This window comes from Actinacidiphila guanduensis, from assembly GCF_900103985.1.
Classification (GTDB): domain Bacteria; phylum Actinomycetota; class Actinomycetes; order Streptomycetales; family Streptomycetaceae; genus Actinacidiphila; species Actinacidiphila guanduensis.
Genome location: NZ_FNIE01000006.1, coordinates 132184 through 143730, shown reverse-complemented (window position 1 = coordinate 143730; position 11547 = coordinate 132184). Strand labels below are relative to the sequence as shown.

Genomic DNA, 11547 nt, shown 5'->3' with positions numbered 1-11547 from the left:
TACCATCGCCAGGGGGCGTATACCCCTCGTAGGCCGTCCGTGGGCCGTCGCTGGCACACCGCTGGCGCCCCCGGACAGGCGTTCTTGATCCTTTTGCCGTCAGAGCACCTGTTCCAAGCTCCAGCCGCGACACTACGACAGTGGACTCGAACAACACGCTCTCCGGGCAACGGTCGCCCCTACCGCCAAGACCGGTTCTACCGGACATCGCCGCGGCCCGCGGCCGTGGGCCCGCTGATGCCGTCGAGGCTCATTGGCAGAGTCTCCGACTCGCCTGGCAGTGGAGACAAGCCGTACATCAGATTCGCTCTCCCGGGCGCCCGTACCCGGGCATCGTTCCACTGCTTGAGGCTGCTGCTGCTCAACCACGGCTCCGGCGGCTGTACCCGTTCACCAGCCACTTCTCCCTGTTCTTCAGCAGCTCCACCAGTTACCCCTGGAGTGTGCAGGCCGGATCGGTAGAGCCTATGGTCACTGGACGGTTCAAGGTGCGCCGGCACAATCCCTCTGTCGTGACCGGCGAGGTCGCTACCGCCGAAGAGGCTGTGCTTCTCGTTATTCAACTCCTGCCCATCAACTCCGAGCCCGTAATTACCGCACACGCCGACAAGCCTGTGTGATCCCCATCAACACGGCACGGTTGGAAACACCCTGTCTACGGCCTTGCGTGTACGCGCAGGGTAAAGCCAGGGCCACTGTGGCCAATGAGAGGGGTGCGCGCGGTTTCGGGTCGAGGTACTGCCGCCTTTCATGCCCGCCCGGGCCTTCGCCAAGTGCGAGAGAGCTGATGGCGATCGCGCTGGCGGATGCCTCAACACTTGCTGCGTGGCAGGCACTCCATACGGGCGTGGTGGAACGAGCCTGGCGGCTCTACGAATTGGCCAAGCGGGCAGCGCAGGATGCTGACGCTCCCATGTACCTGGCTCACGCGATGGCTGAGCGGGCGTACGTGCTGTGCGAGGTCGGACGGCCGGCATTGGGGCTCGATCTCGTCCGAGATGTCCGGCGCGCGGTCGAGGGACGGGAATCGCCACGCTTGACGGCCGGGCAGAGGTTGGTCTGACTTTGATCGCTCTTTCTGCAAGCGGGCCAAGGCACAACTCGGGGCCGTTCCTGGGCCGTCTGCTGACGGCCCACGCCCACCGACAACGACCGAGGGGCCCCGCGCATGCCTTCCGGCGCGGGGCCCCTCGTCATGCTGCAGACCTGGCTAGATCCAGCTGTCCAGCCACATCCTGGCCTGCCAGGAGTGGTAGGGGATCGTCATGCCCGTGTAGATCGGGAAGAAGTAGATGAAGTTCCAGACGATGAGGAGCACCAGGGTGCCCGCGCCCACCGCGCCCCACATCCGGCGGCTTTCGGTTGCCTCCCTGGGGCCCAGGAACGCGCCGATCATCATGGTGACGGCCAGGCACAGGTAGGGCACGAAGGCGACGGCGTAGAAGTAGAAGATCGTGCGGTCCTGGTAGTGGAACCAGGGCAGGTAGCCCGCTCCGGCCGCGCACAGGATGGCGCCCGCCCGCCAGTCGCGCCGGGCGATCCAGCGGTACAGCAGGTACACCAGGGCGAAGCACGCCGCCCACCACAGCAGCGGCGTGCCCAGCGCCAGGATCTCCCGCGAGCACCCGGAAGCTGTGCGGCAGCCGTCCTGGCCGTACTTGGGCGACTCGAAGTAGTACGACACCGGGCGCCCCAGCACCAGCCAGCTCCACGGGTTGGACTGGTACGGGTGGGAGGCGTGCAGGTTCACGTTGAACTGGTAGACCTGGTACTCGTAGTGCCACAGGCTGCGCAGCGGCGCGGGGATCCACGACCAGGTGCCGCCGCGGCCGTCGGCCCAGTGCCGCCCGTATCCGTTGCTCGACATGAACCAGCCGGTCCACGTCAGCAGGTACGTCACCAGGGCGGTCGGCAGCATCGTCAGCAGCGACCAGCCCAAGTCCTTGCGCAGCACCGCGAGGCGCGGCCGCCTGGCGCCCGCCACCCGGCGCGAGCCGACGTCCCACAGCACCGTCAGGATCGTGAAGAACGCCAGGAAGTACAGGCCGTTCCACTTGCTGGAGGCGGCCAGGCCCAGCATCACGGCGGCGGCGATGCGCCAGGGGCGCCAGCCCATGCCGGTGCGCGAGCCCACCGTGTCGTCGGGCCGGGCGAAGCCGTCCTCGTCCACCGGCAGTGCGGCCGCCAGGCGCGCCCGCGACCAGTCGCGGTCGATGAGCAGGCACCCGAAGGCGGCCAGCGCGAAGAACATGATGACGAGGTCGAGCAGCGCGATGCGGCTCATCACGTACTGCAAGCCGTCCACCGACATCAGCAGGCCGGCGATGCAGCCCAGCGCCGTGGAGCGGAACAGGCGGCGGCCGATGCGGCAGAGCATGAGCACCGACAGGGTGCCCAGCACCGCCATCATGAAGCGCCAGCCGAAGGGGTTCAGGCCGAACATCCACTCACCGACGGCGATGATCCACTTGCCGGTCGGCGGGTGCACCACATAGCCGCCCACGTTGGACAGCGGGATGACCTGCGGGTGGGCGAGGATCTCCGGGTTGGACACCTTGCCGTCGGGCCAGGTGCCCTCGTAGCCGTACTGGAGCAGCGCCCAGGCGTCCTTGGCGTAGTACGTCTCGTCGAAGACGACGTCGCGCGGGCTGCCCAGGTGCCAGAAGCGGATCACGCCGGCGAACAGGGACACCAGGATCGGGCCGAGCCAGCCGGACCAGCGCGCCAGGCGCAAGGAGAGCGCCGGGCCGAGGCCGAGCATCTGCCACACCCGGGTGCCGGGCTCGGGGAACGGCGGGACGAGGCGCTCGCGGGTGTCGGTACGCGCGCTCTCGGCGTATCCGAACCGGCGCAGCCTGCGCGCCCAGGCGCTCGGCTCGGCCTGCGCCCCGGTGCCCGTCTCGGCACGTTCCTCGGCCACGGTCTCACTCGTCACCGGGCCATCGTAGGGAAACCGTCTGAGATTGCGATGAGGTGCGCGCCCCGGGGGCGGCTTTGTCCGGTATTCCGGCGGACGGCCGCGGCGGGTGCCCGCGCACCTAGACTCGACGGGTGACCAGCGCAACCGAAGGCGTCCTCATCCTGGCCGGCACCCCGATCGGCGACGTGGGGGACGCGCCCCCGCGGCTGGCCGCGGAACTCGCGGCGGCCGACGTGGTCGCCGCGGAGGACACCCGCCGGCTGCGCCGCCTCACCCAGGCGCTGGGCGTGGAGGTCGCCGGGCGGGTGGTGTCGTACTTCGAGGGGAACGAGGCGGCGCGCACCGGGGAGCTGGCCGACGCCCTGGCGGGCGGCGCGCGGGTGCTCCTGGTGACGGACGCCGGCATGCCCTCGGTCTCCGACCCCGGCTACCGCCTGGTGGCCGCCGCGGTGGAGCGGGGCGTGCGAGTGACGGCCGTACCCGGGCCCTCCGCGGTGCTGACCGCGCTGGCGGTCTCCGGGCTGCCGGTGGACCGCTTCTGCTTCGAGGGGTTCCTGCCGCGCAAGGCGGGGGAGCGGTTGGCGCGCCTGAAGGAGGTCGCCGCCGACCGGCGCACCCTGGTGTACTTCGAGGCCCCGCACCGCATCGACGACACCCTCGCCGCCATGGCGGCGGTCTTCGGCCCCGACCGCAGGGCGGCGGTGTGCCGGGAGCTGACCAAGACCTACGAGGAGGTGCGCCGCGGCCCCCTGGAGGAGCTGGCGCGCTGGGCGGCGGACGGGGTGCGCGGGGAGATCACCGTGGTCGTGGAGGGCGCCCCGGCACCGGGGCCGCGGGATCTGGCACCAGGGGAGCTGGTGCGCCTGGTGGCCGCGCGGGAGGCGGCGGGGGAGCGCCGCAAGGAGGCGATCGCCGCGGTGGCCGCCGAGGCGGGGGTGCCCAAGCGGGAGGTCTTCGACGCAGTGGTGGCGGCCAAGCACGGCACCGCCTGAGCGGCGGGCCGCGCGTCCTGGGGCGCGGCCTAGGGTGTGTCTGGCAAATAGCGGCGTCCGCCCGTGAGGGCGGGGTCGGCGGGGTTTGGTGCGTGCGATCGCAAGGCGGAGGGTGGGGGTACCTCCCGGGCCGCAAGGCCCAGGGGGAGAGAGCGCTGGGGGTACCTCCCTGGCCGCAGGCTCAGGGGGAGGGCTGCGCCGACGACCGACAACGCGGCGAGCGTGCGTGCCAAACCCCGCCGACCAGGCGGGATTTGCCAGACACACCCTAGGATCGGAGCCATGGCGACCGATCAGTCCGAGAAGACCGTGCAGCCCGGGAAGCAGGGGCGCGGCTCCAAGGAGGCGCCGCCCGCACCCGAGCCGCTGCGCGTGCCCGTCGCCGACTCGCACACCCACCTGGACATGCAGTCCGGCACCGTGGAGGAGGCGCTGGCCGCGGCCGCGGCAGTAGGGGTGCGGACCCTGGTCCAGGTCGGCTGCGACCTCGCCGGTTCGCACTGGGCGGCGAAGACGGCCGCCGACCACGAGGACATCTGGGCCGCGGTCGCCCTGCACCCCAACGAGGCACCCAGGATCGTGCACGGCGACCCGGACGGCTGGTCGCGCCAGGGGGAGCGCCCCGGCGGCGGCCCCGCCGCCCTGGACGCTGCCCTCGAGGAGATCGACGCCCTGGCGGCGCTGCCCCAGGTGCGCGGGGTCGGCGAGACGGGCCTGGACTACTTCCGCACCGGCCCGGAGGGCGTCGAGGCCCAGCAGCTCTCCTTCCGGCGGCACATCGACATCGCCAAGCGGCACGGCAAGGCGCTGGTGATCCACGACCGCGAGGCGCACGACGACGTGCTGCGGATCCTCCTGGAGGAGGGGGCGCCGCAGACGGTGGTCTTCCACTGCTTCTCCGGGGACGCCGCCATGGCGCGGGTGTGCGCCGAGCGCGGGTACTACCTGTCCTTCGCGGGGAACGTCACCTACAAGTCGGCGCAGAACCTGCGGGACGCGGTCGCCGCCGCCCCTGTGGACCGGCTGCTGGTGGAGACCGACGCGCCCTTCCTGACGCCCGTCCCGCACCGCGGCCGGCCCAACGCGCCCTACTTGATCCCGGTGACCCTGCGCGCCATGGCGCAGGCCCGCGGCCAGGACGAGGACACCCTGGCGGCGGCGGTGGCGCAGAACACGGCCCGCGCCTTCGGGTACTGAGGCGGCCGAGGTCGCCGAGGCGACCGGGACGACGGTCGCAGGCGGGCGCGTACGCCGAGCAGCCGGGGCGCGTCCGGCGGATGCCGCCCGCCTCGCGCGTACCGGGCCGCTCCGGGCTGCGGATAGCCTTGCCGGTGTGAGTACGACAGACCCCGGCGCCCTGCTCGGGCCCGCCGACGTCCGCGAGCTGGCGGCGGCGCTCGGGGTGCGGCCGACCAAACAGCGCGGCCAGAACTTCGTGATCGACGCGAACACCGTGCGGCGGATCGTGCGCACCGCGCAGGTGCGGCCGCAGGACCACGTGGTCGAGGTCGGCCCCGGGCTCGGGTCGCTCACGCTCGCGCTGCTGGAGGCCGCGGACCGCGTCACCGCGATCGAGATCGACGACGTGCTCGCCGCCGCCCTGCCCGGCACCGTGGCCGCGCGCCTGCCGCAGCGCGCCGAGCGTTTCACCCTGGTGCACAGCGACGCCATGGCCGTGGACGCGCTGCCGGGGCCGCCGCCCACCGCCCTGGTGGCGAACCTGCCGTACAACGTGGCCGTGCCGGTGCTGCTGCACATGCTCGCCGCCTTCCCGAGCATCGAGCGGACGCTGGTGATGGTGCAGGCCGAGGTGGCCGACCGCCTTGCCGCGCAGCCCGGCAGCAAGGTGTACGGGGTGCCGTCGGTGAAGGCGAACTGGTACGCCGAGGTGCGGCGGGCGGGCGCGATCGGGCGCAATGTGTTCTGGCCCGCGCCCAACGTCGACTCCGGCCTGGTCTCCCTGGTGCGCAGGCAGCCGCCTGCCACCACCGCGGCCAGGAAGGACGTCTTCGCCGCGGTGGACGCCGCCTTCGCGCAGCGCCGCAAGACGCTGCGGGCGGCGCTGGCCGGGTGGGCCGGCTCCCCGGCCGCGGCGGAGGAGGCGCTGCTCAGGGCGGGCGTCTCGCCGCAGGCGCGGGGCGAGGCGCTCACCGTCGAGCAGTTCGCCGCCATCGCCGAGCACCGGCCGGTGTGAACGGTGGGGGACCGGTGCGAGCCCGGAAGGGCCGCGCGCGTCCGTAAGGTGGCGCACGTCCGGGCGGCCGGCCGCCCGGAAGGACCGTACGAACCGAGGAGAATCTGATCGTGACCGCCGTCACCGTACGTGTGCCCGCGAAGGTCAATGTGCAGCTCGCCGTCGGCGGGCGGCGGGCCGACGGGTTCCATGACCTGGCGAACGTCTTCCTGGCCGTCGGGTTGTACGACCATGTGACGGCGACGCCCGCCGACCGGCTGACGATCACCGGGGAGGGCCGGGACATCGCCTCGGTTCCCCTGGACGAGAGCAACCTGGCCGCCAAGGCGGCGCTCGCGCTGGCCGCGCACGCGGGTGTCGCGCCGGACGTGCACCTGCACATCGCCAAGGACATCCCCGTCGCCGGGGGCATGGCCGGCGGCAGTGCGGACGGCGCCGCGGCCCTGCTCGCCTGCGACGCGCTGTGGGGACTGCACACCCCGGCCGAGCGGCTGCTCGAACTGGCCGGCGAGCTGGGCAGCGACGTGCCCTTCCCGCTGCTGGGCGGGGCCGCGCTCGGTGTCGGCCGCGGCGAGCTGCTGACCCCGCTGGAGGTCGGCGGCGGCTTCCACTGGGTCTTCGCGGTCGCCGACGGGGGACTGTCCACGCCCGCGGTGTACGGCGAGTGCGACCGGCTGCGGCGGGCGCGCGGCACCGGCGACGGCGTGGCCGACGTACCCGCGCCCGAGGCCGACCCGGCGCTGCTCGCCGCTCTTGCCGACGGCGACGCGGAGGCACTGGCCGCGGCGCTGTCCAACGACCTGCAGGAGGCCGCCCTGTCCCTGCGGCCCGACCTCGCGCACACGATCGAGCGGGGTCTGGGCGCGGGAGCGCTCGCCGGCATCGTCTCGGGCTCCGGCCCGACGGTGGCGTTCCTGACCGCCGACGCGCAGGGCTCGGCGAAGGTCGCGGCCGAACTGGGCGCCTGCGCGCGGGTGGCGGAGGCCCCGGCGGGAGCGGCGGCGGTCCTGGCGCAGCCGTAGCCGGAGCCGTACGAGTCGGCGGGCCGTACGACGTACGGGGGCCGCACGGGCAAGGCGCCGGCGGGCGGGCGGCCGCAGCGGGCGAGGGGCTGCGCCGCCCGGCACCGCGCCCGGTCCCGCGTCCCGCCTGGGCCGTGGGGAGTTATCCACAGGCCGGACCGGGCCCGCCACCCCGCCGTGCGCCACCCCACTACGCTGGAAGCACGGCCGGGCACTCCCGTTCGGCCCCTGGCCCACCGCCCGCACGACCCCTGCCCAGCCACGCCCCTGCCCAGATCCCGCCCCAGACCGGGTGCCGAGCCCCGCCCCGACCACGAACCGACCACCGACCGACAGCCGCCGACCGCCAACCGTTCCGAGCCTTCGAACACCCCGGGACCGGCACCCCCGCCCGCCGCTCGCCCCGACCCACCGCAGTTTCCGCACCCACAGAGAGATCCGTCCGTGGCCGTCAACCTCGTCAACGTCGAAGCCGTCAGCAAGACCTACGGCACGCGGACCCTGCTCGACTCCCTCTCGCTCGGGGTGTCGGAGGGGGACCGTATCGGGGTGGTGGGCCGCAACGGCGACGGGAAGACGACGCTGGTGCGGGTGCTGGCCCGCCTGGAGGAGCCCGACTCCGGCCGGGTCACGCACCAGGGCGGCCTGCGCCTGGGCGTGCTCACCCAGGGCGACTCCCTGGACCCGCTGGCGACCGTGCGCCAGGAGGTCGTGGGGGACCGGCCCGACCACGACTGGGCGGGCGACGCCCGGATCAGGGACGTGCTCACCGGGCTGTTCGGTGCGCTCGACCTGCCGGGCTTCCCCGACGGGCTGGACACGGTGATCGGCCCGCTGTCCGGCGGTGAGCGGCGCCGGATCGCCCTGGCCAAGCTGCTCATCGGCGAACAGGACCTGATCGTGCTCGACGAGCCGACCAACCACCTGGACGTCGAGGGCATCTCCTGGCTCGCCCGCCACCTGCAGGCCCGCCGCTCGGCGCTGGTATGCGTCACCCACGACCGCTGGTTCCTGGACCAGGTGTGCACCCGCATGTGGGACGTGCAGCGCGGCACCGTCTACGAGTACGAGGGCGGCTACAGCGACTACGTCTTCGCGCGCGCCGAGCGGGAGCGGATCGCGGCCACCGAGGAGGCCAGGCGGCAGAACCTGGTGCGCAAGGAGCTGGCCTGGCTGCGCCGCGGCGCCCCCGCCCGCACTTCCAAGCCGCGCTTCCGGATCGAGGCGGCCAACGCGCTGATCGAGGACGTCCCGCCGCCGCGGGACAGCGCCGAGCTGATGCGCTTCGCCAACTCCCGGCTGGGCAAGACCGTCTTCGAGCTGGAGGACGTCACCATCACCGCGGGCCCCAAGGAGCTGCTGCGGCACATCACCTGGCAGCTGGGCCCCGGCGACCGGTTCGGTTTGGTGGGGGTGAACGGGGCGGGCAAGACCTCGCTGCTGCGGGCCCTGGCGGAGGCCGCCCGCAGCGAGGGCGAGGTGCAGCCCGCGCAGGGCAAGGTCGTCGTCGGGCGCACGGTCCGGCTGGCGTACCTCTCCCAGGAGGTCGCCGAACTCGACCCGGAGCAGCGGGTGCTGCAGGCGGTGGAGTCCGTGCGCCAGCGCGTCGACCTCGGCAAGGGCCGGGAGATGACGGCGGGTCAGCTGTGCGAGAAGTTCGGCTTCACCAAGGAGAAGCAGTGGACGCCGGTCGGCGACCTGTCCGGCGGCGAGCGGCGCCGGCTGCAGCTGCTGCGGCTGCTGATGGACGAGCCCAACGTGCTGTTCCTCGACGAGCCGACCAACGACCTCGACATCGAGACGCTCACTCAGCTGGAGGACCTGCTCGACGGCTGGCCCGGCTCCATGCTCGTCATCAGCCACGACCGCTACTTCCTGGAGCGCACCACCGACCGGGTGTTCGCGCTGCTCGGCGACCGGACCCTGCGGATGCTGCCGCGCGGTGTGGACGAGTACCTGGAACGGCGTCAGGCGGCCGCCGAGGCCGCGGCACCGGAGCGGGCGAAGCCGAAGGCGGCCCCCGAGCCGCGCCAGGCCGCCGCCCGCGACACCAGGGCGGCGAAGAAGGAACTGCAGCGGATCGAGCGGCGGTTGGACAAGGTCGGCACTCGCGAGGCAGAGCTGCACGCGCAGATCGCCGAGCACGCCACCGACTTCGAGAAGGTGACCGCTCTGGACGCCGAACTGCGCACGCTCCGCGAGGAGCGCGAGGACCTGGAGACGCGCTGGCTGGAGCTCGCGGAGGACGTGTAGCGGCCCGGTAACGGTACAGCTGCGGACCGGGGTGACAATTGCACCGGGTGATAGAAAGAGTTCCCGCTTGACCGAACTTCCTTTGATCATCCGGTACGAAGAAGGACCTCCTGATGTCGCAGCCGCCCCCGCCCCCCGGTAACCCGCCACAGTACGGGCCATCGGACGGCGCGGTGCCGCCTCCTGCGCCGGGCGCCCCTTCGCCGGACCAGCAGCACAAACAGCAGCAGAGCCCGCAGCACAGTCAGCAGCCCCATCCGCAGCAGGGCCCGCCGCCTCCGCCGTACCCGCAGCCCAACCCCGCCCCGCCCGCGGGCGGTTACGGCCAGCCGGCCCCCGTACCCCCGCCGCCCGGGCCCGCGCAGCCGCCGGCCCCCGGCGACAACCCGTACGCGTCCCCGCCGCCGCCCGGGCAGAACCCGTACGCCTCGGCGCCGACGCAAGCCGCTTTCCCGCCCGGCCAGTTCCCGCCGGGCCCGCCCCAGGCCCCGCCGCCGCCCCCGGGCCAGGCCGCGGCCCCCGGCTACGGCTACCCCGCCCCCCAGGGCTACGGCCAACCCGGTTACGGGCAGCCGCAGTACGGCCAGACCCCGCCGCCTCCACCCGGCCAGTACGGCTACCCGCAGCAGGCCGCCTCGCCGTACGGGCAGCAACCGCCCTACGGCCAGGCCCCCTACGGCGCTCCGGGCGCACCGGGCGGCGGCCGCAACAACAAGATGATCGTCATCGTCGCGGCCGTGGTCGCCGCGGTGCTCGTGGTCGGCGGTGGCGTGTGGTTCGCCACCAAGGGCGGCGGCGACAAGCCGGACCCCAAACCGCAGGCGGACGCCGGAGGCACGGGCGGCCCGACCGCCAAGCCGACCCACAACAGCGCGCTGGCCTTCAAATACGACAAGCCCGCCGACACGGTTGCCCAGAAGGACAACCTCAAGGACGCGCTGGGCATCTGGTTCACCGACAAGTACGTGGTGAAGAACCAGATCGGACAGGTCGTCGGCTACGACATCACCACCGGCGCCAAGGCGTGGTCGATCCCCGCGCCCGGCGGCAGCGAGTGCACCGCGGCCCGCGACACGTACGACAACATGACCGCGATCCAGTACGGCGCCGACTGCGACAAGGTGATGGCGATCGACCTGGCCGCCGGCAAGGAGCTGTGGACGCAGGAGCTGCCCAGCTCCGGCACGGTCAGCAGCAGCACCTTCGACTTCACCGAGATGGCGATCAGCGGCGACGCGGTGGGCGTGGACTGGACCGAGGGCTCGGTCGCCTACAAGCTCAGCGACCACAGCGTGCTGTGGCGCTCGGGCGACGGCGACTGCGAGGACGACGGGTACGCCGGCGGCAAGCAGTTCGTGGGCGTCGTCAACTGCAACTTCGACACCTACAAGGTGCAGGTGATCGACCCGGCCAAGAACGGCGCCGCCAAGTGGTCGTGGACCGCGCCGACCGGCACCGAGGTCAACGCGATCGTCTCCACCGACCCGGTGGTCGTGCTGCTGGGCACCGAGAGCCAGACGTACACCGACGTCGCCGTGCTCGACAACGGGCGGCTGAAGTCGCGGATCTCGCTCGGCACCGACAAGTACCGCATCGACGACGACGGCACCGAGAAGCAGGCCGTGCACAACGTGCTGGTCGACCAGGACAACGTCTACCTCACGCTGGACAGCCAGTCCGACAGCGGCGGCCGCGTGCTCAGCGGCATCGCCGCCTTCGGCCAGGCCGACGGCAAGCAGAAGTGGGTCGCCAAGCCGACCGGCAACTACGACATCACCGGCATCGCCATCCAGGACGGCAAGGTGCTCGCCCTGGAGCCGCCGGACTACGAGAAGCAGGGCCGCATCGTCACCCTCGACCCGGCCACCGGGGCCATCTCCCCGTACGCGACCCTGGGCAGCGACGCGTACGACAAGCTGGAGTCCGGCGGCGGCCTGCACGACTACTACGTCTGGCACGACGACCGGCTCTACCAGGTGACGAAGACGGTGTACGCGGGCGAGAAGGGCCAGACGTACTTCATCTGCTACGGCTGAAGGCGCCTGCGGCCGGACCCCGTCCGGCTGCTCCCGGCGGCCGCGGACTCGCCGGACGCGGCCGTCGGGGGAACCGCCGGGGAACGGCCCGGCGGCCGGGAGGACCGGTTGCCGGGCGGTCGTCCACGGA

At 72.8% G+C, this 11547-nt stretch carries 8 protein-coding genes and 1 pseudogene; 8 read left to right on the top strand and 1 reads right to left on the bottom strand.

Annotated features, from left to right (window positions below; genetic code table 11):
- Positions 1-140: 140 nt before the first annotated feature.
- Both BLR33_RS36120 and BLR33_RS14805 read left to right on the top strand, forming a co-directional pair.
- Positions 141-620, top strand: a complete 480-nt coding sequence (locus BLR33_RS36120) for a DUF6193 family natural product biosynthesis protein (protein ID WP_245771411.1) — start codon at positions 141-143, stop codon at positions 618-620.
- A 149-nt stretch (positions 621-769) separates the two neighbouring features.
- Positions 770-1045, top strand: a pseudogene (locus tag BLR33_RS14805) (XRE family transcriptional regulator); the annotation flags it as partial.
- 165 nt (positions 1046-1210) lie between these two features.
- Here BLR33_RS14805 and BLR33_RS14800 read toward each other — a convergent pair.
- On the bottom strand, positions 1211-2935 hold the full coding sequence (locus BLR33_RS14800; RefSeq protein ID WP_093784921.1) for a dolichyl-phosphate-mannose--protein mannosyltransferase: 1725 nt from the start codon (positions 2933-2935) through the stop codon (positions 1211-1213).
- A 116-nt stretch (positions 2936-3051) separates the two neighbouring features.
- Between BLR33_RS14800 and rsmI the strand changes: the two genes are divergently transcribed.
- The 6 genes from rsmI (at position 3052) to BLR33_RS14770 (ending at position 11417) form a co-directional block, all read left to right on the top strand.
- Entirely contained in the window at positions 3052-3912 is an 861-nt protein-coding gene (gene rsmI / locus BLR33_RS14795) for a 16S rRNA (cytidine(1402)-2'-O)-methyltransferase (RefSeq protein ID WP_093784920.1), read from the top strand.
- A gap of 282 nt (positions 3913-4194) precedes the next feature.
- A complete protein-coding gene (locus BLR33_RS14790; protein WP_093784919.1) occupies positions 4195-5109 on the top strand; it encodes a TatD family hydrolase in 915 nt (304 codons plus the stop codon).
- A 136-nt stretch (positions 5110-5245) separates the two neighbouring features.
- A complete protein-coding gene (gene rsmA, locus BLR33_RS14785) occupies positions 5246-6106 on the top strand; it encodes a 16S rRNA (adenine(1518)-N(6)/adenine(1519)-N(6))-dimethyltransferase RsmA (protein ID WP_093784918.1) in 861 nt (286 codons plus the stop codon).
- A 107-nt stretch (positions 6107-6213) separates the two neighbouring features.
- Entirely contained in the window at positions 6214-7128 is a 915-nt protein-coding gene (locus BLR33_RS14780; protein ID WP_093784917.1) for a 4-(cytidine 5'-diphospho)-2-C-methyl-D-erythritol kinase, read from the top strand.
- Between the two features lie 444 nt (positions 7129-7572).
- The gene (locus tag BLR33_RS14775) at positions 7573-9381 is read left to right on the top strand and encodes an ABC-F family ATP-binding cassette domain-containing protein (protein WP_093784916.1); all 1809 of its coding nucleotides are present in this window, start codon (positions 7573-7575) and stop codon (positions 9379-9381) included.
- A gap of 173 nt (positions 9382-9554) precedes the next feature.
- Entirely contained in the window at positions 9555-11417 is a 1863-nt protein-coding gene (locus tag BLR33_RS14770; protein WP_093784915.1) for an outer membrane protein assembly factor BamB family protein, read from the top strand.
- Positions 11418-11547: the final 130 nt, after the last annotated feature.

Coding starts and splice junctions, on each gene's coding strand:
- BLR33_RS14790 (WP_093784919.1), top strand. CDS start 4,195: ATGGCGACCGATCAGTCCGAGAAGACCGTGCAGCCCGGGAAGCAGGGG.